Origin of the sequence: Rhizobium sp. RAF56 (assembly GCF_052113965.1) — a bacterium.
In the GTDB taxonomy this organism is placed as follows: Bacteria; Pseudomonadota; Alphaproteobacteria; order Rhizobiales; family Rhizobiaceae; genus Rhizobium.
Genome location: NZ_JBFRDU010000013.1, coordinates 117082 through 141059 on the forward strand (window position 1 = coordinate 117082; position 23978 = coordinate 141059).

Genomic DNA, 23978 nt, shown 5'->3' on the forward strand with positions numbered 1-23978 from the left:
AAAATCGGCCGCCGCCGCCGTACCCGCGTCCCCCGCATGTGCGCACAATTTGCTCGGCAGCCACCCCCTCTAAGTCACGGTTCTGGTATCGCCTTCCTGACGACCATACCTTCCAAATACAACCGCTTGCCTTTTTCTGTCAGTGACAGGTATTCGTGAAGTACCCCTTGCACTGAAGTTCCTGTCTGCCCAGTGATGAGATCAAGCGCCATAAACTGGGCCTTTATCATCGCGACATCCATGTTGTTGACATCGTAAGGAGTATCGCCAGACGCCTCCCCGATCAGTTGCTTTAGAGCAATCGATATAGTCAGATCTGTTTTAGGAGTGGAGAGATCGGCTGCAACTCGTAAGAAAACGTCTTGTAGCCTAAGGTCCGTAGTGTGTGAGGTGTAGATCGACGAGCCGTGTCTCGGGGTAAACTGCGTCCTAAATCGCGCTCGAACGCTGTCATTGAGGTCGGCCAAGTTGTCATATCTTTGGGGCTGAACTGCTTTTAGCATTATGAGTTCTGCCCGAAGGGCGGCATTCTCCTCCAGGGCCTTGTTTGCTTGCTCCAGCACGTGGTCATTGGCTGCTGCGTTGCCGCGTATCCATCCAGTCTGCGGCATCTGGTTGAAGGCGTGCATCAGGGCTTTAAGGACAACCGACTCCAGGTTTTGCCTTGTGGTCCAAGTCCGAACCAGGCGGCCGGTCATCACCTTCTGTCGGAATGCTTGCAGGGCACCAGATGCGCTAGGATCGGTGTCGCTCTTTCCCAAGGGTATTTGGGTCGGATCATCATGAACAAACGCGAGGACAACTTTGCCGGTCTCTACGGCATAATCATATTCGCGCTCGGTAAAGCTGACGCCCTCGGCGTCCATTGAGCCGTACCTACCGCCAACCATCAAGAGGTAGTAGTCACACTCGTCTATGACCTTCTTGATGTAGCTTAGCTGCTCGACATCGGCAGCCGGGAAAAGCTCCATGCCGGCCGGTATGTGATTCAGGTCGAGAATATTCCTGATCGCATCTTGCCTTTCATCTACCAGATCCCGAAAGGTCGATGAGACAAACACCTGATACTTTTTCGTTGCCACGAATCGCTGCCCTCCTGTTCGAAGCGTGGGAAAAAGATAGCATTCCGCAGTTCGACCCGCTCAGCCTATGTGCGAGCAATCCACCATTGCTCATTTGGTCGCGCCGCCCTGGCCGCGCTCTCTTTTTTCGGGCGGCCGGTCAGTTCATCGGCTGGTCGACCAGCTCGGCAAGATGCTATATTCTGCGTCACTTCACCTATCATGCTGCACACGACACCTGCGTCACCCTTATAAAGGGGGTGACGCAAGTGACGCAGTGACGCAAAAGCAATGATTTCAATAACTTGCCACCTTGCGATTTTGAGGTGACGCAAGGTGACGCAAGGTGACGCAGATCAAGCGTCGCGAGCCCATTCGCCGACGACGATATGAGGCTTCATTTTGCGGTTGCTGTCCTCCTTTTCGACCTTACTCAGCGCGCCCGATTTGACCCAGATCTTCAGAAGCTCCTTGATCCTTGCTTTGGCCTTCTCGTCGGTCACGTCGAGCCCAAGAGCTTCCGCCACGGCCTTGCCAACCCAGTTGTCGGCCTGGACGTTCTCTTTGTAGTAACCGACATGAACTACCCGTTGCACGGCCAGCAAGTCGGAGACCTGAAGCCCCTCGGTTGCATTAGGCCACCTCCAAAGTGTGGCGACGCCGACGTTGTCGGAGGGCATGTCGTTCGTGGCGTTGCCCAGATCGTGACCAACCATCCGATACCACATCGATTTGTCGGATGGCGGGGCGAGGTTTGACTTGGCGTCCGTCTCGCGGAAGTGAAGGCGCCGGTTGTCAACACTCGCCTTGCCCGCTTCATCGGCCGTCATCGGATTCAACACGCGAGCCGCGCGCGCTGCGCCGATCAGCGATACGGCACCACGAGCGCTTTCGGCCGTGACCTCCTGTCCGCCAACCTTCTTTGCATGATGCACAAGATCAATAGAGCAGTTCGTTCTGTCGGCGATCGTCGCCCATGTCTGTTTCACCACGGCATCCATCGCCATGTTGTCATTTTCCGAGACCGCGTGCGATGACACGAACGGGTCGACAATCATAACGTCGATACCTTTGGACCTGATTTCTTCAACAAGGGCGTCGACAACAGGGACCGCTATCTGGGCGCCGTCTTTAGTCTGCTTCGCGGTGATTAGCGGCATAGTGCGGCCGCTATTTACGAAAAGCATACCATCGATCTCACGCCCGGCTATGCCGTGATGAATGCAAGCAGCAGCTAGACGGCGGTCTAGCTCTTCCTGCGGATCCTCACCGTTCCACAGCCAAACCCTTGACCGCTGAAAGACCTTCATCCCGAAAAGTTCGCGGCCTGTTGCCATGCAAAGCGCTTCCCCCATCCCGAGACTTGTCTTGCCCACGCCTCCCGGTGAAATCGTCACCGAGACGAACTTGCGGATATAGTGCTGACCGTATAACCATTGGCGCGGCGGTATCGACCTCGGGTCAGGGAGTTTCCATGGTGTTGCGGCGATCGGTCGAGAAGCATTGTTGTCATTTGCCGGTTCGAGCTTCTTAAAGGGCTCGGCCGGATCGTTGCGTACTGCCAGTTTCGGCAATGGTGCCATTATGCGGCCTCCCTATCTGCGAAGTCTTTTCCCTGTTCCGCCGGGGCAGTGAGTGTGACTTCACGGCCAGCAGCATGCCATCGTTCTCCGACGACATTGGCCGCTTGGATGCCAGCGCGGTCATGATCCGCGAAGACGGTCAGGGCCTCGACGTGAGGCAGCACGGGAAGGCCGGCAAGACCACCGGCAGTCAGTCCCGCCCAGATCGGGCGGAAGTCGGAAGCAAGGGCGGTTTCGATGCCCTCGGCGATGCCAAGGCCGAAAGGGGCCTCGAGCTCATAAAGGCGCACGACGGCGCCCTTGGCGCGGCCACGCATCTTCTTGTCAATCTTCCGGCCTTCAGCGTCCAGAAAGGTCCGGTGCACACCGCACGGTTCCCCTGTCATCGCATCGGTCATAAGCGCAACCATGGAACGGCAAGTGGGGCGGAACGCCAGCGCTTCGCCATCGTAGGACAGGCCACGCGACTCGAGATAGATTTCGGCAAGCGTGCCCTTAAGCGGCACAGTCGATTCCCAGATGCGGCGGGCGTCGTTGATGCGGCGCTGCACGTCGATCATGTCGGAGAAGTCAGACAGAGGGGTAACTTGCACCGAAGGGCGTGCGTCACTAAGATCGAGCCTGGCCTTCACGTGATCGCGGCAATCTCGGAAGTGGTCTTCGGCAAAACTATTTGTGGTGAATGTCCCGTCGGCATTGAAGGTGACGGAAAGCGATCGGTCGCGCTTGCTATGACCAGGCCCAGGGCAGGAGACACGATTCCTGCTGCCGCGAAGAACTTCGCCGCCTAACAGGATGGCTGCTTGTTTAATTCGATTTGCATAAGGGGCGACTGCCTCCATTGCTAGTAATGCCAATTCGTCGGCTACCGCCGGCGGGAATGTGATTGCCGCGCCGCCTGCAAACTGCGGCCCGTAGACGCGGAGGCCGGTTGACCCTCTCACCATTTTCAGGTCGTAGGCTTTGATGCCGAGCGGTAACTCAGCATCAAAGCGCGCAATGTACTTGCCTCCGGGCGGTGCCGGGCGGATGGATAGAATTTTCAAAATATCTCCGATTGGTTTGCTGGCATGGCGCTAACGCATATCGCGGTACCAAACCGTGACGGTGAGGCCCTGGTACATTTCGTTCGGATCGCCGACCGAGCAGACGGAAGGGGTCAGGGAGATGACCTCTTTGCCTTGATCGTCTAGCCAGTCGTTCACTTCTTCTTGTAGCTGTTGCAGGCCATCCCACCCCGATCCATAGAAAATCTTGATCGAGGTATTGTGTGTGGCGTCGGTCTTCGTCATGCAGTTTCCCTTCCTGTTGTGGGTCATAGACGCGCGGAAACACCCAACTCCGTTTTGCGGACGAGGGGGTAACCTGTTGATATGTGGGGTGGACAAAATGGGACGTTTTGCAGAAAAACGGGCCTAGAACAACGAATCCGGCCAGACTACGAATCTGGGGGTCAGGAGTTCGAATCTCTTCGGGCGCGCCATTTTTTCTTCTTTAAGATCAGTACTTTACGAGGCTGCCTTGTTAGAGGTGGCATTTCGTCGTTTCGGCAGTACCGTATAAGTACCGTTTTCTGTGTCCGGATATCCTCAGCCTGTTTCGTGAAAAATTGGTTGGATCTGCCGAGATCACCGCAGTCTCTCTCCACGGCGTTAACACCTCCCGCAAAACGGAAAACTTTACCCATGCCGCGGGATGTTCTGTCACCTATCGCTCAGGTCGGGCAATTTTGGAAACCGAAGGTCCCGGTAATTCCCTTGACGGGCGCCACTTTCACTACAGCAATCCGCCCGAAGCGGCCTTCGGGTAAATCGTCGCGCGAATGACCGCTTTGCCCGCATAGCCGCCGTGAGACGGAGTCTCCTTCGCGCCCAGAAGCGGTCGTGGGCGTCAGATTAAAAAGAAAGCCGGGGCATTTACCCCGGCCAAGCCGATTTTCGGCCGACGGGCTTTACTGCGGGTCGCCGCCGCCGCCGATGCCCAGACCGATATCCTTCTTGGGATATTTCACGAAGGTCGCAGCGTGAGCGCCCTGTAGCTGGAGAACAGGGCCGTAGAGCCATTCATAGTCGCCGTTGCTCCGGGTGACACGTTCCTTGGGGTCGCGATAGATATCGAAGATCCAGGGAGCGACGCCAACCGGCACGAAGGTCGACATGCTGATGTTGGCGAATGGCTGATCGTACTGAATGACCTTGAAGTAGGCTTTGAAGTTCTCCCAGCGCAGCGCCGAGAAGTCAGCCTGATTGTACGAGAACACCGCCTGCCGCGCCGTTTCGCCATTGTCGGCAAGCAGGAACCCAGTTTGGTCGATTCCGTCAATGTAACGCTCTGTCGGAATCTTGTCCTCGATGCCTCCGAGCTCGAGCGAAGTGTTGAACAGGTCCATCAGATCAAAGAGGCCGTCGCTCACGCGTCCCGCCTTAATCATGCCTGGCCAGTAAGCAATGGCCGGTACCCGGACGCCGCCTTCCCAGGTCGTTCCCTTGCCGGAGCGGAACGGCGTAAAGCCGGAGTCCGGGTAGGAGTCTTCCTCAGGGCCGTTGTCGGATGTGAAGAACACGAAGGTGTTGTCGGCCTGTCCAGTTTCCTGAAGCGTCTTCGTCAGGCGTCCGACGATGTCGTCGACCTCGACCACGGCGTCGCGGTAAGGCAGCTTGGCGGGGCTGCGCCCTTCGTAGCCGTCGCCTGCATAGTTGTCGAAGTGGACCTTGGCGAAGGCGTGGATCAGGTAAAAGGGCTTGTTCTCCTTGGCGGCGCGCTTGATGAAATCGACCGACCAGTTGGCGAAATCCTGGTCGACGTTCCCCATCTGCTTCGGCGTATCCAGAGGATAGACCACCTTCAGATCGCCGCCCTTCTTGCCTTCGACCACGCCGTTATACTCGCTGAGACTTTTGAAGGTCGCCAGACGTTCGGGATCGAGCACCAACTGCGAATACTTCCTGGGGTCCATATACTGCGTGTATTCACTGACCACGGACAGGAAGCCGTGGAATCGTCGTAGCCGACATCCTGCGGCTGCATCCCCTTGGCTTCGCCGATATGCCACTTGCCCGATAGCCCCGTAATGTAGCCATTCTGGCTAAGCAGCTTGGCCGCCGATACCTCGTCGGCCCAGGGGTTCTTGGTAGGGTGATCGCTGGCGAGAAGTGGGCGCGTGAGCCCGCTGCGCGCAGGAATGCGTCCCGTCATCATGGCGGCGCGCGATGGCGTGCAGACCGGCGTCGCGTAGGCCGATGTCAGCTTCAACCCGTCGGCAGCCAGATGATCGATATTCGGCGTCGGAGCACCGAGCATCGCTCCGCCGCCGAAGGCACCCGGATCGCCATAACCCAGGTCGTCGACAAGCATGATCAGGATGTTTGGCTTGCGGCCGGTCTTCGCCTCGAAATCCCGAAGCTTCTGCAAGGCTGCCTGCTGCTGCGCTTCATGCGGAATCGCGGGCTCGAGGTACTCCGCGGTCCTGACCGTACGGTCCCAGCCTTTTGCTTCCTGCGCATGTGATGTCGTTGCGGCCAACAGCGAGAACGACGCTGCCAACGAATAGGAAAGAATATGCTTGCACGCTATCATTTCTCATATCCTCACTGCAGGTTGGATTTGTGTGTAACATCCCGAAACGCGTGTTTCCTTGAGATAGGGAGTGCTATGTCGTCGTCAACGCATGGCGTCTCGCAATAGGTCGTTGTTCCATCAACCTAAAGTATGAGCTTGGAAATTCGGATCATTCGTCGCCAACCGAGCCCAGCGACATACTATCCCTGGCGCCGCGAAAAGATTGTCTGAGATTATGCAATCCGATCGAGAAAGGGAGAGGCCGCATGAGGACAATTCCGGGTGAGGCCGCGTCTCTCCTCAGTAATTTCGGTTGGTTGAGTCACATCCCCGAGGACTATCGCGATGACCTCCTGGATGTTTGCCGTTGCTACGATTTGAGGCCAGGCCAGGCGATTACGCATGGTGGCGACGAGACGGGCGGTTTGTTCGGTATCGTTTCCGGCTTTGCGGGTGTCTATTCGGCGATCGGGTCATCCGAAGGTCCTCTGATCCACATCGCCGGTACGGGATTTTGGTTCGGGCTCTTTCCAGTAACCATTGGCCGTGCCCGCATCCTATCGGTCTCGACACGAACCCCATGTGTGGTTGCTAGAATACCGAAAGTTGCCCTGCAGACTTGCTGGAGCGGAAGCCAGAGACGTGGCGTTGGTTAAATCTACTCTCGCTCGAGAGTGCGGCGCTTGCTGTACAGGCGCTCGCGGATATCCTCATAAACGACAACCAGCGGCGATGCGGCGCCGTGCTGCTCCGCGTTGCCGGGTGCCGCGAGTGCGGCGACGTGCCCGTCAGCGCCCACCTCACGCAGGATGACTTGGCCGCGCTGAGCAATCTTTCCCGACCCACCGTCAGCTTGGTCATCAGGCACCTGGCCGCCCACGGTTTTATTTCTCCGGGCTACAAGAGCATCATGATCGACAAGCCCGCTCAGCTCCGCCGATTTGTCGGATGAGACAACGCTCAAGCATTCGTCGTCGCGCGGCCGAACATCGCGCCGCCTCGCGTTCTGCTCGACAGCAGCTATTCCGCATCGACTGGAAGCCAGCTCACCATGTGGGATCGCGACCGTCGAGATCGTCGTCCGGAATGACCGATGGCTGGCGATGGAGACTGGTGTAGGGGGCCACGTGCGCCATGATGAATGCATCGGCCACCAAACTGGATATGGCGGCAAGCGATGCACCGATTTTGGGCCACGTAAAGCTTAGCCGCGACACATTGAGGCGACGGATGATGATCGGAGCGGCGGCGGGGATGTGGGTCATCGTGTCCTCCCGAACCGCAAGAGTGACACCGGTTCCCATTCAGGTCCTTGGCTCGGACCTGAAGAGTCCTGAACGGCCCTGAAGTTCGCCTTCAAGATCATCTTGGACTATCCTGCCCGCGAGGGATGGGACTTGGCCAATGGACTTGGAGTTTGGGAACTTTCGTTTGAAACGCGCCGAACGGCTGCTGCTTGGGCCGAATGGGCCGGCGGAGCTGTCGGCGCGATCCTTCGATATCCTCGCCCTGTTGCTGGAGAGGCCGGACGACGTCATCAGCAAGACCGAGCTCTTTGATGCGGTCTGGCCCGGGCTGGTGGTGGAGGAGAACACGCTGCAGGTCCACATTTCGGCGCTGCGAAAGCTGCTCCCCGCCGAAATGATCGTAACCGTGCATGGCCGCGGCTATAAATATGCCGGCCCCAGGCCCTTGGGAGCTATAGCAGACGCTCCGCCGCCCCACAGACCTTCCATTGCCGTTCTACCCTTCGACAATATGAGCGGAGACCCGGAGCAGGTCTATTTCAGCGATGGAACGACCGAAGACATCATCGCCGAGCTTGGAAAGTACAGGGAGTTTCTGGTCATTGCTCGCAACTCCTCCTTCCAGTTCCGCGGCAAGGCCAATGACGTGGCCGACGTGGCAAAGAAGCTTGGCGTCCAGTACGTGGTCGAAGGCAGCGTGCGGAAGATGGGCAACCGGGTCCGGGTCACCGTGCAGCTGATCGACGCGTCCTCGATGGCCCATATCTGGGGCGAGCACTACGACCGCGAACTCGGCGACATTTTTGCCATCCAGGACGAAATCACCCAGATCATTGCAGCCCGCCTGGCTCGCCAGGCCAGAACCGCGATTGCATCGCGCGCCAGGGCCCGTCCGACCGACAACATGTCTGCTTATGAGTACTACCTGCGGGCGCTGCAACTCGCCGCCGTCTATGACACGGCGCTCGAGGCGGAACCATTTCTGCGTCAGGCGGTCAAGCTCGATCCGCAGTTTTCCGCTGCCCACGCTATGCTCAGCTTTGTCGAGTCCATCAAGTTCTACTGGGATTACACCAATCCCGGCCATCTGCATTCCGGACTGGAGATCGCCAGAACCGCCTTGGGCCTCGACCCCGACGAGGCCTACGGGCATCTCGCCACCGGCTTCGCTCACTTGTTCCTGCGCCAATTCAGGCAAGCTGAAGTCAGTCTCGACCGGGCGGTTGCGCTCAATCCGAACGATCCGTTCATCCTTAGTATCCGCGCCCTTTTCCTCAATTACACGGACAGGCCGGACGAAGGGCTTGGTGAAATAACCGAAGCCCAGCGCCGCGACCCTTACGCCGTGGGATGGTATGAAGATTTTCGCGGGACCATACTGACCACGGCAGGACGATATCGCGAGGCAACGGCCTGCTTCGCAAAAATGGCGGCCGTACCACCGTGGTCGCTCGTTCGTCTTGCTATCTGCCATTCCGAACTCGGCGAAATCAGCCGAGCGCAAGACGTCCTGGCAAAAGTGAAGGTGCATTATCCTGGGATGCGCCTTGACGAGATCGTTGATACGGAAGTGGACTTCTATGAGAATCCTGCCGTGTGCAGCCGTTATCGTGCGATCCTGCAGCGCCTCGACAAGGGCGAATAAGCTTCGCCAGCCCACGGTTCGCAATGACCAGCGCGCCCATCTCTGCCGGCCTTGACCACCAGGGAAGTCGATATAGCTGAGGCTCATGGCTGGCGGTCAACGACAGCACCGCAAGCTGCGATTTCCGACGGGACCGGATGCGGTAGCGCTCTCACGCTCAGCGTAACCAGCGCGGCCTGCTTAAGCGACAGGCCGAGCCCGCTTGATGCGCGGGAGATCTCAAACTACCCTTTGACCGACGCAGGGGCATGACGCAACCGAGGCCGGCAGCGTCCCGGGCAATAACTTCGGCCTCCTGCTTGTGCTGACGATTGCAAGATCGTCATCCCGCCGATCTTGCTATGGGCGGTGTCACGATACGAAGCGAAGGATAGTCGATGGCAAATCACCTCTTTGACGCAATCCGCAATTCCATTCCTTCCCTCGATGCCGTGCTGATCGAAGCCGAAGGGGAGAGGATCTGGACCTATGGCGCCATGCTCGCGTGGTCGGCGCGTTTCGCCAATGTGCTCGTAGAGCTCGGTGTCGCGCCTGGCGATCGGGTGGCCGTGCAGGTGGAAAAGAGCGCCGAAGCGCTGATGCTCTACCTTGCCTGCGTGCGGGCTGGTGCGATCTACCTGCCGCTCAACACCGCCTATACCGCAACGGAACTGGAATATTTCATCGGCGACGCGACGCCGAGGCTCGTGGTCGTCGCGCCGGAGGCGGCCGAGCGCTTGGCTCCGGTGGCCGCCGATGTCGGCGCCAGCCTTGCAACGCTGGGTGACCGGGCCGACGGAACGCTGATGGAGCTTGCGGAAGCGCAAGCCGAGACATTCGCGGATGTTGAACGTCAGGCCGGCGACCTTGCGGCGATCCTCTATACGTCAGGCACGACCGGCCGATCGAAGGGCGCGATGCTGACCCACGAAAACCTGCTCTCCAACGCCGTGGTCCTCAAGGAATATTGGCGCTTCGGCAGGACCGACCGGCTGCTCCATGCGCTGCCGATCTTTCACACGCATGGCCTGTTCGTCGCCACCAACGTGACGCTGCTGGCCGGTGCGTCGATGCTGCTTTTGAGCAAATTCGATGTCGACAGGGTATTCGCGCTTCTGCCGCGCGCGACGACGATGATGGGGGTTCCCACCTTTTACACCCGGCTTTTGCAGGACGTTCGACTGAGCGAGCCTGCGGCAAAGCACATCCGCCTGTTCATTTCCGGCTCAGCACCTCTGCTGGCGGAGACGCACCGCTCGTTCCAGGAGCGCACCGGCCACGCCATTCTCGAGCGCTACGGCATGACCGAGACCAACATGATCACCTCCAACCCCTTTGACGGCGCTCGCGTGCCGGGCTCCGTCGGCTACGCGCTTCCCGGCGTCTCGGTGCGCGTCACCGACCCCGCGACGGGCGCCGCCCTTGCCGCCGGCGAACCCGGCATGATCGAGGTAAAGGGACCGAATGTGTTCGCCGGCTATTGGAACATGCCGGAGAAGACCAAGGAGGAATTCCGTGCCGACGGCCATTTCATCACCGGTGACATCGGCACCATGGAGCCCGACGGCCGCGTCGCAATCGTCGGGCGCGGCAAGGACCTCATCATTTCCGGCGGCTACAACATCTATCCGAAGGAAATCGAGAACGAGATCGACGCCATCGACGGCATTCTCGAAAGCGCGGTCATCGGCGTTCCGCATCGAGATTTCGGCGAAGGCGTCACCGCAGTCGTCGTCAGGCAGCCAAACGCCCAGATCGACGAGAAGAGGATCATGTCGAGCCTTGAGGGGCGGCTCGCGCGCTTCAAGCAGCCCAAGCACATCGTTTTCGTCGACGACTTGCCCCGCAACGCCATGGGCAAGGTCCAGAAGAACATCCTGAGAGATCAGTATAGCGGCCTTTTTGCCAAATAGTCGAAGGCGCTGGCTACCGGTCCAGGAAATGCGAGAAAATCGCGGTCGCTGGGTAGGCGTAGGCACCGCGGTCGACGAAGTTGTGGCGGTAGAGGCAGCCTCTGAGGGCTGAGATATACAACAGGCTACGCCTGTCCGGCGAGCCCCGCTGCCATGAAGCCGCTTCCGGTATGCACCAGCGCAAGGCCCGATTGAATTGCGGTTCGAACGCGGGATCCCCCGCCACGCGAAAACCGTGATAAGTCTGATAGTTAGAGGCAGGTTCCGCCGCCGATATGCAGGCCAAGCTCAATGCGGCACCAATGATAGAAATAGCTTTCATGCGCGCGCTCCTTCGTCTTCCCAAAGCATTGCCCGCAAATTAACGCGGCACGGCCGATTTTGTTCCGCGCAACGCTTAAAACTTGTCGAACGGCCGTGGGTGCCTCTGAAGCTCCCCCATGGCAGATTTGCCCGCCTTCCAGCGCTTTTGACTTTAGTGCCGAACTGCCGGACATTCTAGGGTGGCGTCTTGTCTGGGAGGTCTTGCCATGACCCATGAAGCACTGCGCAGTTCCTTGAGAGGCGAATTGATTGAACCGGGAAGCCCGTCCTATGACGCGGTGCGCGTCGTCTGGAACGGAATGATCGACCGGCGGCCGGCCCTGATAGCAAGATGCCGCAATGCCGCTGACGTGGCGGCTGCCGTGAACTACGCCCGCGACCAGAACCTTACAATTGCGGTCAGAAGCGGCGGACACAACGTGGCGGGGTATGCCGCCTGCGACGGCGGGTTGATGATTGACCTTTCGCTGATGAACGGCGTTCGGATCGCGCCCGACCTTGACCGCGCCCATATCGAGGGCGGAGCCACCTGGGGCGACGTCGATGCGGCCACGACGCCTTTCGGCCGCGCCACGCCCGGCGGGCTGATCTCGACAACGGGCGTGGCGGGGTTAAGTCTGGCCGGCGGCATCGGTTGGCTGCGCGGCACCTGCGGGCTCAGCTGCGACAACATCATGGCTGCCGACGTGGTAACCGCCGATGGCCGGCTCATCCATGCCAGCGCGAGCGAAAACGCCGACCTGCTCTGGGCCTTGAAAGGCGGTGGCGGAAATTTCGGCATCGTCGTGAATTTCGAGTTTCGCCTCCACCCGATCGGCGAGGAGATCATGTTCTGCGCGCCGGCCTACCCGGAAGAACGCGCCGCCGACATCTTGCCGCGGTGGCGCGACTATATGGCCGCCGCTCCCGACCAAGTGAGTGGGCTTGCGGAGTTTTCGACCGTACCCGAGGATACCGCTCTTCCGCAGGAAACGTGGGGCAGACGTGTCGTCGCGCTCGCAACCGTCTATCACGGTCCGCCCGACGACGGCGAACGCATCACGCGTCCCTTGCGCGACCTCGGCGAACCGTTGATCGATTTCAGCGGACGAATGCCCTACCGGGTATTGCAGGGCATCTACGACGAGCTGTTTCCTAAGGGGCGTGATCGTTGCTATTGGAAATCGACCTATCTCTCGCAACTCAGCGACAGCGTCATCGCCGAGATCGTCGGCCATCTGGCGCGGCGGCCGTCGGAAATGACTTTTGCCTCGATCTGGAACTTTGGCGGCGCGGTGCAGCGCGTCGGGGCCGACCAGACCGCTTTCGGCGACCGCTCCATGCCCTTCATGCTCAGCCTCGACGCCATCTGGTCCGATAAAGCCGCCGACGAGGAGAACATGGCGTGGGTCCGCGAGGTGTGGCACGACATGCAGCGCCACTCCACCGGTCGTCTCTATCTCAACTTTCCGGGGCTGGGCGAAGGTGACAACCTCGTTCGCGATGCCTACGGCGCTGAGACCTATGCGCGGCTGCAGGTCGTCAAGCGCAAGTACGATCCGCGCAATCTCTTCCGGATGAACCAGAATATCCTGCCTGAGTGAGGCGGTGAACGGCCGCGGTGCGGCGGCAGTGGTCGGTCGCCGCCACCTAATATCACCCTAGCGGTTCGACCCTCGCTCGGACGGGCCGCAGTCAGACACGACGTTGGTGCAGCCACCCGGCGTAACGCGGAGCGGGCTGTAAGGACCGACGTCTCCGCCTCTGTTGGGATTGGGGCGGTTGCCGCCGTTATCGGGCCGTGGGCCACCAGGGTTGCGGTCGACCTGCTGCCGGTCAGGATTGCGCTGCGGCTGACCGCCCCAATCGCGCCCGCGATCCGGCCGACGACCTGGCTGGCTATCCCAATACTGGTTTCGATCGTTGCGGCGCCAGTCCTGGTTCGGGCGGTTATCGCCATAGCCGTAGTCGCCACGCCTATAGGTGTCGTACCGCCAGCGATCGCGCTCCTGGTAGAAGTCACGGCCGCGATAGTATCTGCCCCAGTAGTTGTCGAGATTGAAGCCGATGGTGGGAATGCCGAGCGGCTCATAGTATTCAGGCCCGACATAGACCCGCCGGTCCTGATAGACCGCCTGCACATATCGGCCCGCAACCCAACCACGACCGCCGGCAAACGCGACATCGCACCACGGGGTTTCGGCGAGGCAGCCATTGATGTTCAAAGGTGCCCCGGCCGGAATGACCGTCACGGCAGGGTAGGCGGTGCTTGGACCGGACCGCATGTTGACGTTCGCCGTCGCGTATCCTTCCGCGGCTTCGGCGGTAAGCGGCAAGGCCAGCGCCGCGCCAAGCGCTACGGCACATAAGAGCCTCTTCATCATGGTATTTCTCCTGCTCGTCGGGGGCGGGGAGATTGGGCAATGCCATTCGTCCGCGCCGTTCGTCACCATATTTGGCGTTTTGCAAATGAATGGCGCTTGAACAGGATGGCCCTTGACGATCGCGGATGCGCTGCACCACCCATTCGGGTTGTAGTGCGATCGACCGACAGATTGTAGCATGTGAAAGGGGAGGCGTGACCATGGCAGATGCAGAGGCCTTGCTCGGGACCTGGAAAATGGTCTCGTGGACGCGCAAGAACGTTGCGAGCGGGGAAATCACCGATGCGATGGGACCTGATCCGATCGGCTACATCGCCTATCACGCCGACGGGCGCATGATGGCGGTCGTCATCCGTCGCGACCGGCCAAAAGTGAACGGCAGGGCGCTGAGCGTCGCGGAAAAAGCCGAGCTCTTCGATACGATGCTTGCCTATTCGGCCGTCTACACGCTTGAGGGGGACGCGGTCGTCCATCACGTCGATGCCGCCTGGAACCCTTCCTGGCAGATCGATCTGATCCGCCCGTTCACCCTTGCCGGCGACACGCTGGAGATCAGCAACGCACCGGGCCGCGATCCGGTCACGGGTGAAGAGGTGATCTACCGGATTGAATTTCGAAAGATGCGATCGGCGCTCCCCGATTGAGGATCTCCCCGGCAATTCAAGAATGCCGCCCACCGTTCATGCTCGTCAGGAAGTAGGTGAGCGCCGCGATCACCAGCGCAAGCGCGGCGCCGAAACCCGCGAAATACAGATTGCCGTCCCAGGCAACGACTTCGCGCAGGAAGAACACCGAGAGAACCGCGATCACGACGCTCACGAGCGTGGCTTTCAGGTCGTCGAGATTGCGTAGTTCCAGCCATTTGGGAAGCTCGATCTTGTCGTCGACGAAGAGCGCGTAGAGCCCGAGGCTGATGATGTAGACGGCGATCGCGATGAGGAATACGTCGACGGCTTCGACCACGCCGACCGCGAAAACCTTGACCGCCTTTGACGAGATGACGCCCTCCCGCAATGTCTGGATGATCGACGAAATCAGCGCGATGGTTTCATAGACGATAAGGGCGAATGAGCCGAGAAGGGTAGCGATGACGGGGATGATCATGATGTAGCGGGTCGCCCCCAGAATTTGTCGCAGCATGGCGCAACGCCTTTCTCAGCACTGTTCGCCCCACGTTAACAGTCGGTTCCGTTGCCAGCAATCCCGCACGAGAACCGTGATAAATACAGCCTCAAATTGGGAAATCAGAAAGGATATGCCATTACGCTCCCTGGCGCGTGCCCCTATAATGAGATCGGGCGGCCCTTGTCGCCCATTGACGCGTCATTGCTTTATCATATTGAAACTCTAGCTTAATTGCTGCCGGGAACCCATGGAGGATATTGAATGAGGAAAGTTGCCAAGGCCATTTCTGCTTCGATTTTGAGTGTGATGCTCGCCGCTTTGTCGGTTGTGCCGGTCGACGCCATGCCGATCCAGGCACCGAGCGTGTCGGGCCGATCGGATATCATCCAGGTTCAGTCCCGCCGCCCGCCGCCGCCGCGTCGTTCGAGTTCCTCGCGGCCGCCGTCTCGCTCCGGCTACTGGAACGGCTATCGCGGCTCGCGATATAGCCGTCCCGGCTATCGCCGTCGCAACGATGGCTGGTGGTATCCGGCTGCAGCCTTCACGGCGGGTGCGATGATCGGTGCGGCGGCAAGCCGGCCACGCACAACGACGGTCGTGCATCACCACCACACCTCCACGCCGTCGCTTCAAAGCCGGCACGTCTCCTGGTGCATGAACCGGTTCCGCTCGTACCGTGTGTCGGACAATACCTTCCAGCCCTATAGCGGCGGGCGCCGACAGTGCGTTTCGCCTTATTCGGTGCATTGAGCTAAGACGGCATGCCCCGTGAGAGGCGGTATCTCACCCTTCACGGGGCAAAGACCGGGCGGCGCTCACGGGGTCGCTCCGCCATGCTGCACTGCAAGTCATGCTCAGTCTGCAATGCTGCAATGCAATAATTTATACTTTTCACCGCGCCCGACGCCGACTATCTATGTTCTCGAAGGCAGCGCACTCCTCCTCCCAGCGCTCCTTCGTCGGCTGGCGACATCTCCTCCTCCCAGTTGCCAGTCAAGATTAAGAGCCCGACGCCTCCTCCTCCCGCGTCGGGCTCTTTTCGTTTCCGGATCATTTCAGTTTTTCGATCATCTCTGTCGAGCGGCGTTGGCGAACCAATAAGCCGCGCGACCACGATCATTTGCGCTTCTTTTTCGCTTCGTCGTCCATGAGCTCGTACCACATGGCGTTGAGGACAGCGAAGGCGGCCGCCAGCGACAGGCCGAGAATCCAGGAAAAATACCACATCGTCGTCGTTCCTTTGCTTGAGCCCTTAGTAGGCGTGTCCGCCCTTGTCGTCGACGGATGCGGCGTCCACCTTGCCCCAGAGGACGTAGTAGACCCAACTCGTGTAGGCGAGGATGATCGGCAGGAAGATCACCGTCGCCACGAGCATGATGAACAGCGTCATGTGGCTCGACGAGGCGTCCCAGACGGTCAGACTTGCGCGCGGATCGAGCGAGGACGGCAGGATGAACGGAAACATCGAGACGCCGACGGTCGAGATGATGCCGAAGATCGAGAGCTTGCTGAAGAGAAGGCCCGCGATCTCGCGCCGCGCCCGCATCGCGCCCCAGGCCGCAAGCGCACCCGCAAAGCCGAGGATAGGCGCAAGCAGCATCCACGGATGTGCCGCATAGTTGGCGAACCACACGCCGGCTTGGCGCTCGACGGTCTTGAGGAGCGGGTTCGACGGCCCCATCGTGATGATCTCGCTGGTGATGCGATAGCCCTCGACCGCGGCCCAGAGAAACAGCCCACCGAGCGCGAAGAGCACGATTACGGCAAGCGCTGCCCTGCTGCCGTAGCTGCGCGCCCGATCCGCAACCGGCCCGGTCGCCTTCAGCTGCAGCCAGGCCGCGCCGTGCATCACGAGCATCGCGACGGAGAGCAGGCCGCATAGCAGCGCATAGGGATTGAGCAATCCGAAGAAGGAGCCCTCGTAGAAGATGTGCATGTCGTCGGAAAAGCGGAAGGGCACGCCCTGCAGCACGTTGCCGACTGCGACGCCGAAGATCAGCGACGGCACGAAGCCGCCGATAAAAAGCGCCCAGTCCCAACCAGCCTTCCACCGGGCCGAGTCACGCTTCGAGCGGTACTTGAAGCCGACGGGCCGCAGGATGAGCGCACAGAGGATTGCGAACATCGCCAGATAGAAACCGGAGAAGGAGACCGCGTAGAGCGGCGGCCAGGCGGCGAAGATGGCGCCGCCCCCGAGGATCAGCCAGACCTGATTGCCTTCCCAGACGGGGCCGATCGTGTTGATGGCGATGCGCCGTTCCGTATCCGTCTTGGCGACGAAGGGGAGCAGCGTCCCGACGCCAAGGTCGAAGCCGTCCATCACGGCGAAACCGATCAAAAGTACGCCGAGCAGCAGCCACCAGATGATGCGGAGCGTTTCGTAGTCGATGAGTTCGTGCAGGATCATGGCCGGTTACTCCGCAGCGGGCACAATGGTTTTTGAAATCAGCTCGGCTTCCGGCTCGTCGTCGGGTTCCGGTCCTTTGACGATCGCCTTCAGCATCAGGATCATTTCGATGACGATCAGCACGCTGTAGATCGCTGCAAAGCCGACGATGGTCAGAAGCACCGTGGCTGCGCCGTGGTTGGAGACGGCAACCGCCGTCGGCAACACACCCTCGATCGTCCACGGCTGACGGCCGTACTCGGCGACCACCCAACCGAACTCGATGGCGATCCATGGAAGAGGGATGGAAAAAAGTGCGATCTTAAGCAGCGGTCGGTAGCGGTCGAGCTGCCGGCGCGCTGAAAGCCAGAAGAAGATCGCCGTCAACAGAATGAAGAACATGCCGAGCCCGACCATGATTCGGAAGGACCAGAAGAGCACAGGGACGTTCGGGATCGTGTCGCGTGCGGCAAGGTCGATCTGTGCCTCCGTCGCCTGCCGCGGATCGTCGACATAGCGTTTCAGCAGCAGACCATAGCCGAGCGCATGGCCGAGATCCTCGAAGGAGGAGCGGACCTCCTGGGCCACGTCGTTCGGCGTCGGTGCCGCACGGATCTTCATCAGCGCGTCATAGGCCTTGATGCCGTCGCGGATGCGGGTCTTCGCCCTCTCCTCGAGATTGTTGATGCCGGGAATTTCGGTCGTCAGCGAGCGGGTGCCGATGAGGCCCATCACCCAGGGTACGCGGATCGCATAGTGGGTCTCGCGAGCCTGCAGGTCGGGAAAGCCGATGAGGGTGAAGGAGGCGGGCGCCGGTTCCGTCTCCCACATCGCCTCGAGCGAGGCGAGCTTCATCTTCTGCTGTTCGGTCGAGAGGTAGCCGCTTTCGTCGCCGAGCACGACGACCGACAGCGCCGCGGCAAGGCCGAAGGAGGCCGCCACCGTCATCGACCGCTTGGCAAGCTCCACATGCCGGCCTTTCAGGATATACCAGGCCGAGACGCCGAGCACGAAGATCGACGCGCAGACATAGCCGGCTGAGACCGTGTGGACGAACTTCGCCTGCGCGACCGGATTGAAGATCACGTCGTAGAAGCTTGTCACTTCCATGCGCATCGTTTGCGTGTTGAGGGCGGAGCCGACGGGGTTCTGCATCCAGCCGTTGGCGATCAGGATCCACAGAGCGGAGAAGTTCGAGCCGAGCGCGACCGCCCAGGTCGCCGCCAGGTGCCCGACCTTGGAGAGCTTGTCCCATCCGAAGAAGAACAGCCCGACAAAGGTCGCCTCGAGGAAGAAGGCCATCAGACCCTCTATCGCCAGCGGCGCGCCGAAGATGTCACCGACATAATAGCTGTAGTAGCTCCAGTTCATGCCGAACTGGAATTCCATGACGATGCCGGTTGCGACACCCATCACGAAGTTGATGCCGAACAGGACGCCCCAGAATTTCGTCATCTGACGCCAGATCTGCCGCCCGGTCATGACGTAGGTCGTCTCCATGATGGCAAGCAGCACGGAGAGACCGAGCGTCAACGGCACGAACAGAAAGTGATAGAGCGCCGTCATGGCGAACTGCAGGCGCGACAGCGCCACGATATCGAGTTCCATTATCTTACTCCCACGGTCCCACGGGGTCATTCGTAACCGCCACGCGTCCCGGCGCGGCGGGCATGCAGTTGCTCCTGCCCCTCAGTCCGGCCGCAGCCGGGCAAGAGCGTCATCGAATTCGGCGGTGCCGCGCCGCACGGCCGCGACCACGCGGCCGCGGTCGAGCACGACGATACGGTCGGCGAGGTTGGCCTCGCGGCGGATATGGGTGGCGATAACAAGCGTGACGCCGCGCGCGCGGGCGTCGAGCCGGCTAAGAACGTCAAAAGCGGTTTCGGCGTCGAGCCCGTCGGTCGGCTCATCGACCAGCCACAAGGGCGTGTCTCGCAGGAAGACGCGCGCCAGGGCCAGACGCCGCGATTGACCGCCGGAGAGGCCGAGACCGCCTTCGCCGAGCTCGGTATCGAGGCCGTTCGGCAGCGCTTCGACGGTCGGGCCGAGCCCGGCGGCCGCAAGGGCGTTGCGCAGGGCTTCATCGTCAGCCTGGCTGGCGGCCAGTCTTAGATTGTCACGAAGCGTATCCTGAAAGAGTTCGGTCCGCTGCGTCAGCGTCGTCGCCTTGCGACAGAGTAGCGTTCCGCTTTCCGGTGCAAGCTCTCCCGCAATCAGCGAAAGCAGCGTCGATTTTCCGGCGCCGCTTGCGCCGACCAGCGCCAGCCGCTCGCCCGCCACGATCGACAGCGTGACATCGCAAAGTGCCGGCCGCGCGGCGCTCGGATGACGGGCGAAGACATGGGTCAGCGCAACGTCAACACCTTCGGGCGGCGAGGGGATTTGAGCCGTCGCCTCGTCCACTGCGAGCGAAGGGGTAACGCGCCGTGCCGCCAGCAGCGTTCGCCCAAGCTCCAGCGCGCCGCGCCGAAGTGCGGCGAAGGGTTCGGTTGCGGCAAGGGCGGTGAGCAGCCCGAGCACGGCAACGGGTGTGCTGATCGTTCCGGCCTCGCAGAGTGCGGTGACCGCAAGCAGGCTGCCGGTCAACAGGATGGTTGCGGCGAAGCCGAAGGCGGCAGTGGCGGCACCGTCGATCCGGTTCAACGCATCGTCTGCTTGAACGAGCCGACAATCAGCCTCGACGATGGCGGCACGCTGAGCGCCAAGGCGCCCGACCATCAGGAGATCCGTCTGGCCGGCTACGAGGTCGATGGTCCGCGCGCGCAGAGCCTCGATCGCATGCGCCCGGCGGCGCGCTGGCTTCAACGCAAGCCTGCCGGCGACGCTGGGGATGGCGAGGCCGCTGACGATCAGCCAGCCGGCAACAACAGCGCCGAACAACGGATGCAGAAAACCAAGCATCAAGCCGACGAGGAGCGCCGAGAGGATTGCGACAACGGCGGGAATGAGGACGCGCAGATAGAGCGCGTCGAGAGCGTCGATGTCGGCGGTAAGGCGGAAGAGCAATCTCGCCGGCCGTCTGCGCAAAAGGGCAGCAGCGCCAGGGCGGGCCCAGCCGCGAAACAGCTGCTCCCGCAGTGAGGCAAGCACCCGCAACGTCGCGTCATGCGTGACGACGCGCTCACTGTAGCGGGCGGCCGTTCGGCCGATCGCAAGAAGGCGGATGCCGGCGGACGGCGCAAAGACGTCGAAGGTCGTGGCGGTTGCGACCGTTAGTCCGGCAAAGGCGGTTGCCGCGATGAACCAGCCGGAAAGGCCAAGCAGAGCGATCCCCGCAAGCACCGTGACGGCGGAAAGCAACGCGCCAAGAAGAAGCGTCCGACCGTGCTCCTTCAGAAACAGCCTGATGACCGGCGCAAGCGTCGCCGCGATGGATGTCATGCCGCATCCTCCCGATCTGCTTCGCCGAGGCGGATGATGCGATGCATGCGCGCTGCCAACAGCGGGTCGTGGGTGGCGACGACAAGGGTGCGCCCCTCGGCGAGCGAAAGCAGCGCATCGGTGATTGCCGCCGCCGTGTCGGCGTCGAGGTGGGCGGTCGGCTCGTCGGCAAGAATGATATCGGCCTTTTCGTCGGCCGCGATGCGGGCGAGTGCGAGCCGGAGCGCTTCGCCGCCGGAAAGCCCGAGGCCTGCTTCGCCGACAGCAGACGTACTGTCGGCGACCTTGTCGAGGTGCAGGCGGCTGATCGCTTCGGCCACCGCACGGTCCGAAACATCCGGCCTGCCGAGCTTGATGTTGCCCTTTATCGTGCCGGCGAAGATGTGCGGCTGCTGCCCCACCCACGCCATGCGGCCGCGAAGATCGAAGGCCGTTCCAGCGTCCAGCCTCCGGCCACCGACCATGATTGCGCCGGCCTCATGCGGGGCAAGCCCTGCGATCAGCGAAAGCAGCGTCGTCTTGCCGCTGCCGCTGGCGCCGAGCAATGCCACGTGCTCGCCCGGCGAGATCGCGAGGTTGAAGTCGTCGACGATCGCCCGCTCTCCGGGGGCATGGCGGAACCTGAGGCGGTCGATACGAATTGCGGCAGGGCCGCGTTCGGCCGATGCGTGGTTCAAAAACTCGTCGCCGCCGACCATGGCGGACGGCGACGCCGAGAGTTCCTCTAGCGCCTCAAGCGCTGCCTGACCCGCGGCCCGGTCGTGCCAAACGGCGGAAAGCTCACGCAGCGGCTCGAAGAAGGCGGGTGCGAGGAGGAGAATGAAGAGGCCTTCCACCAGCGACAACGGTGTGCCCCAGCTGCCAACCGTGATTGCGCCCAGCAGGCTGAAGCCCACGTAGACGGCGATCGCAGCCACGCCGAGCGCGGAAAAGAGTTCCAGCACCGCCGACGAGAGGAAAGCGACTTTCAACACTGCCATGATCCGTTGCCTGAGTGACGCCGCCTCCGCCTTCAGGCGGATTGCGGTCGTCTCGACGGCATCGAGGGCCCGGATGGTGGCGAGCCCCCTCAGGCGGTCGAGGAGGAATGCGTTGAGGTTGCCGCTCTCGCGCAGGTGTTTTTCGCTCGCCGCTTTGGCGCGCCAGCCGATCAGCGCCATGAAAAGCGGGATGAGAGGCGCCGTCAGCAGAAGCGTCAGCCCCGCGATCCAGGAGACCGGCAGGATACAAAGCAAGAGCACGGGCGGCACGATGCCGACCTTCAACCGCACCGGCTGGAAGCGGGCGAGATAGGGAACGATCGTCTCGGCCTGCTCGGCGATGAGCGAGGCGGCAAAACCGGAGGCTGGACGGCTCCTGTCGATCGGGGAGTAGCGGCTGAGCGCAAGGACCGCCCGCTCGCGGGATTTCGAAAGTTCGGCCCTTGCGTGGCGAAAGGCCATCCGCGCGCCAAGGGCATCAAGGCCGGCGCGCACGGCCCCGAGCGCGAGTACGAGAAGTGCCAGCGGAAGCACGGCTTTCATGCCGCCGCCGGCGCTCATCTCACCAACCGCGCGAGATATCAACGCAGCCTGCGGAACCCATATCAGCGATGCGGCGGACTGGACGAGGCCCGCGCGCAATAGCGGCGCGCCAAACGAGCGCCGTCTATTCCCAGCACCGTGTTCCACTGCTGCGGCTGAGGCGGCGGCTCGCACGTTGCCCGGCTGTTGATCCTCGAAGAAGACGGCGGTCATTGCGCTGCACTCCGGTTGTAGCCGAAGCGAACGGCGTCATCCGCAGCGTCTTGGGGTCTGACCTTGGCAATCGGCAGATTACGCATGCGTCAATCCACGCCGTTTCAGGAGTCGCGCCGGATGCGGCCGCAAACGCCTTTTTCGTTGAGCTTCATCAACTTATAGGCGGCAAGGTCGCATTGGGATTTGACTTGAGTCAAGTCAGGCGGATATTTTTGCGCGGCGCAGCGACGATTGTGCTGTCACATCGAATGCGTAAGAGTGTCAGGCATGGTGCGCGGGGATCTGACCGCTGCCACGCACGGGAGCGGCGATCAATGACAGTGCAGGCATAGTGGCGGGTATGCGAAAGAGAACCATCGGCTGCCTGACGATAGCCCTCATTCTGGCGCTTGCCGGTTGCGGCCGGCCGATTGGCGTGATGGAGCCCTTGTCGCCGACGGCGCTGGCCACCCCCGGAACCACCAAGGTCGATCTGCTCGTCGCCACGACCCGCAGGCCCGACACGAACGCGGCTATCCTGTTTTCCGGTGAGCGCGGCACCGGTCTGAAGACCGATGCCGTTACCGTTTCGATCCCGCCGAACCGGGAGATCGGGCAGGTGCAGTGGCCCTCGCGCATTCCGGGCGACCCTTCCCGCAATTTCGTAACCGCCGCCGTCACGCCGCTGCTCAGCCTCGCGGAAAACCGGAACTGGCTGAACGACAATCTGCCGAAGAGCAAACACGTGCTCGTCTTCGTCCACGGCTTCAACAATCGTTACGAGGAAGCGGTCTATCGCTTCGCCCAGATCGTCCACGATTCCCATGCGGACGTCGCGCCGATCGTCTTCACCTGGCCGTCGCGTGCGAGCGTCTTCAGCTATGTCTACGACCGCGAAAGCACCAATTTCAGCCGTGATGCGCTGGAGGAATTGCTGCGCCGCGTGGCGACCAACCCGTCTGTCGGCGAAGTGACTGTCATGGCACATTCGATGGGCGCCTGGCTTGCAATGGAATCCTTGCGGCAAATGGCGATCCGCGATGGCCGCGTCATGCCGAAGATCGACAATGTCATTCTGGCCTCGCCGGATCTCGACGTCGATGTCTTCGCATCCCAGTTCGCAGCGCTCGGCAAGGACAGGCCGCACCTTACCGTGTTCGTCTCACAGAACGACCGCGCGCTCGGCATGTCGCGCCGCCTCGCCGGCAGCGTCGACCGGCTCGGCCAGATCGATCCTTTCTCCGAGGCCAATAGCGCTGCGCTGGAAAATCTTGGCATTACCGTGATCGATCTTACCAGGCTTCGGGCGGGGGACCGCCTCAACCACGGCAAGTTTGCGGCAAGCCCTGAAGTGGTGCAACTGATCGGCACCCGCCTCCTGGCCGGCCAGACGATCACCGACAACGACATCGGGCTTGGCGAGGCGATCGGCGCGGTCGCGATGGGTGCTGCCGAAACCGTCGGTTCGGCGGCAAGCGTCGCCGTCAGCACGCCGATTGCCGTCTTCGACCGCCGAACGCGCGACAGCTACGGCGATCAGGTGCAGCGCCTCGGCCAATCCGTGGGCAATACCGTGGGTTCGGTCGGCGATTCCTTCGAAGCCACCCTTGGCGACAGGCCCGTGCCGGTCGGCAGTGGCGGTGTCCAATCGCCGCGTGCCCAGCCAAAAAATTGATAGGCAGCATCGCCAGTCTG

General features: G+C 61.3%; 23 protein-coding genes. 8 read left to right on the forward strand and 15 right to left on the reverse strand.

Annotated features, from left to right (window positions below; translation table 11 throughout):
- Positions 1–74 precede the first annotated feature (74 nt).
- The 6 genes from AB4048_RS13395 to AB4048_RS13420 form a co-directional block, all read right to left on the reverse strand.
- Positions 75–1082, reverse strand: a complete 1008-nt coding sequence (locus AB4048_RS13395; RefSeq protein WP_442202454.1) for a DUF4062 domain-containing protein — start codon at positions 1080–1082, stop codon at positions 75–77.
- Between the two features lie 335 nt (positions 1083–1417).
- Entirely contained in the window at positions 1418–2644 is a 1227-nt protein-coding gene (locus AB4048_RS13400) for an AAA family ATPase (protein ID WP_442202455.1), read from the reverse strand.
- Positions 2644–3690 (reverse strand): DUF7146 domain-containing protein, encoded by a 1047-nt coding sequence (locus AB4048_RS13405; RefSeq protein WP_442202456.1) that lies wholly within the window; start codon positions 3688–3690, stop codon positions 2644–2646. The genes AB4048_RS13400 and AB4048_RS13405 overlap by 1 nt, the downstream gene beginning before the upstream one ends.
- Before the next feature lie 30 nt (positions 3691–3720).
- Positions 3721–3936 carry a hypothetical protein gene (locus tag AB4048_RS13410; protein ID WP_442202457.1) on the reverse strand — a complete coding sequence of 72 codons (216 nt, stop codon included), beginning with the start codon at positions 3934–3936 and terminating at the stop codon, positions 3721–3723.
- Between the two features lie 659 nt (positions 3937–4595).
- Positions 4596–5600: a sulfatase-like hydrolase/transferase gene (locus AB4048_RS13415; protein ID WP_442202458.1), complete on the reverse strand. Its 1005-nt coding sequence runs from the start codon at positions 5598–5600 to the stop codon at positions 4596–4598.
- Positions 5489–6220 (reverse strand): sulfatase-like hydrolase/transferase, encoded by a 732-nt coding sequence (locus AB4048_RS13420; protein WP_442202459.1) that lies wholly within the window; start codon positions 6218–6220, stop codon positions 5489–5491. The genes AB4048_RS13415 and AB4048_RS13420 overlap by 112 nt, the downstream gene beginning before the upstream one ends.
- A gap of 248 nt (positions 6221–6468) precedes the next feature.
- Here AB4048_RS13420 and AB4048_RS13425 point away from each other — a divergent pair, with 248 nt between their 5' ends.
- On the forward strand, positions 6469–6858 hold the full coding sequence (locus AB4048_RS13425) for a cyclic nucleotide-binding domain-containing protein (RefSeq protein WP_442202460.1): 390 nt from the start codon (positions 6469–6471) through the stop codon (positions 6856–6858).
- A 125-nt stretch (positions 6859–6983) separates the two neighbouring features.
- The gene (locus AB4048_RS13430; RefSeq protein WP_442202503.1) at positions 6984–7154 is read left to right on the forward strand and encodes a helix-turn-helix domain-containing protein; all 171 of its coding nucleotides are present in this window, start codon (positions 6984–6986) and stop codon (positions 7152–7154) included.
- Positions 7155–7248: 94 nt separating this feature from the next.
- Here the strand turns inward: AB4048_RS13430 and AB4048_RS13435 are convergent, their stop codons facing one another.
- Entirely contained in the window at positions 7249–7467 is a 219-nt protein-coding gene (locus AB4048_RS13435) for a hypothetical protein (RefSeq protein ID WP_442202461.1), read from the reverse strand.
- 166 nt (positions 7468–7633) lie between these two features.
- On the opposite strand from AB4048_RS13435, the gene AB4048_RS13440 reads away from it, so the two are divergent.
- The gene (locus AB4048_RS13440) at positions 7634–9094 is read left to right on the forward strand and encodes a winged helix-turn-helix domain-containing tetratricopeptide repeat protein (protein WP_442202462.1); all 1461 of its coding nucleotides are present in this window, start codon (positions 7634–7636) and stop codon (positions 9092–9094) included.
- Positions 9095–9471: 377 nt separating this feature from the next.
- A complete protein-coding gene (locus AB4048_RS13445; protein WP_442202463.1) occupies positions 9472–10986 on the forward strand; it encodes a malonate--CoA ligase in 1515 nt (504 codons plus the stop codon).
- A 13-nt stretch (positions 10987–10999) separates the two neighbouring features.
- Here AB4048_RS13445 and AB4048_RS13450 read toward each other — a convergent pair whose 3' ends face one another.
- Positions 11000–11308, reverse strand: coding sequence for a hypothetical protein (locus AB4048_RS13450; RefSeq protein WP_442202464.1), 309 nt, complete (start codon positions 11306–11308; stop codon positions 11000–11002).
- Positions 11309–11516: 208 nt separating this feature from the next.
- Between AB4048_RS13450 and AB4048_RS13455 the strand changes: the two genes are divergently transcribed.
- On the forward strand, positions 11517–12893 hold the full coding sequence (locus tag AB4048_RS13455; protein ID WP_442202465.1) for an FAD-binding oxidoreductase: 1377 nt from the start codon (positions 11517–11519) through the stop codon (positions 12891–12893).
- A gap of 57 nt (positions 12894–12950) precedes the next feature.
- Here the strand turns inward: AB4048_RS13455 and AB4048_RS13460 are convergent, their stop codons facing one another.
- On the reverse strand, positions 12951–13670 hold the full coding sequence (locus AB4048_RS13460; protein ID WP_442202504.1) for an SH3 domain-containing protein: 720 nt from the start codon (positions 13668–13670) through the stop codon (positions 12951–12953).
- 203 nt (positions 13671–13873) lie between these two features.
- Here AB4048_RS13460 and AB4048_RS13465 point away from each other — a divergent pair, with 203 nt between their 5' ends.
- Complete coding sequence (locus AB4048_RS13465) at positions 13874–14317, forward strand: lipocalin-like domain-containing protein (RefSeq protein ID WP_442202466.1); 444 nt, start codon at positions 13874–13876, stop codon at positions 14315–14317.
- Positions 14318–14333: 16 nt separating this feature from the next.
- On the opposite strand, the gene AB4048_RS13470 is transcribed toward AB4048_RS13465, so the two are convergent.
- The gene (locus AB4048_RS13470; protein WP_442202467.1) at positions 14334–14813 is read right to left on the reverse strand and encodes a YqhA family protein; all 480 of its coding nucleotides are present in this window, start codon (positions 14811–14813) and stop codon (positions 14334–14336) included.
- A gap of 246 nt (positions 14814–15059) precedes the next feature.
- Here AB4048_RS13470 and AB4048_RS13475 point away from each other — a divergent pair, with 246 nt between their 5' ends.
- Complete coding sequence (locus AB4048_RS13475; RefSeq protein ID WP_442202468.1) at positions 15060–15548, forward strand: BA14K family protein; 489 nt, start codon at positions 15060–15062, stop codon at positions 15546–15548.
- 366 nt (positions 15549–15914) lie between these two features.
- Here AB4048_RS13475 and cydX read toward each other — a convergent pair whose 3' ends face one another.
- The 5 genes from cydX to cydD form a co-directional block, all read right to left on the reverse strand.
- A complete protein-coding gene (gene cydX / locus AB4048_RS13480) occupies positions 15915–16025 on the reverse strand; it encodes a cytochrome bd-I oxidase subunit CydX (RefSeq protein ID WP_442202469.1) in 111 nt (36 codons plus the stop codon).
- A gap of 25 nt (positions 16026–16050) precedes the next feature.
- A complete protein-coding gene (gene cydB, locus AB4048_RS13485; protein ID WP_442202470.1) occupies positions 16051–17205 on the reverse strand; it encodes a cytochrome d ubiquinol oxidase subunit II in 1155 nt (384 codons plus the stop codon).
- Positions 17206–17211: 6 nt separating this feature from the next.
- Positions 17212–18792 (reverse strand): cytochrome ubiquinol oxidase subunit I, encoded by a 1581-nt coding sequence (locus tag AB4048_RS13490; RefSeq protein WP_442202471.1) that lies wholly within the window; start codon positions 18790–18792, stop codon positions 17212–17214.
- Positions 18793–18873: 81 nt separating this feature from the next.
- Entirely contained in the window at positions 18874–20565 is a 1692-nt protein-coding gene (gene cydC, locus AB4048_RS13495; protein ID WP_442202472.1) for a thiol reductant ABC exporter subunit CydC, read from the reverse strand.
- Positions 20562–22301 carry a thiol reductant ABC exporter subunit CydD gene (gene cydD / locus AB4048_RS13500; RefSeq protein ID WP_442202473.1) on the reverse strand — a complete coding sequence of 580 codons (1740 nt, stop codon included), beginning with the start codon at positions 22299–22301 and terminating at the stop codon, positions 20562–20564. The genes cydC and cydD overlap by 4 nt, the downstream gene beginning before the upstream one ends.
- Before the next feature lie 334 nt (positions 22302–22635).
- On the opposite strand from cydD, the gene AB4048_RS13505 reads away from it, so the two are divergent.
- A complete protein-coding gene (locus AB4048_RS13505) occupies positions 22636–23958 on the forward strand; it encodes an alpha/beta hydrolase (RefSeq protein WP_442202474.1) in 1323 nt (440 codons plus the stop codon).
- Positions 23959–23978 lie beyond the last annotated feature (20 nt).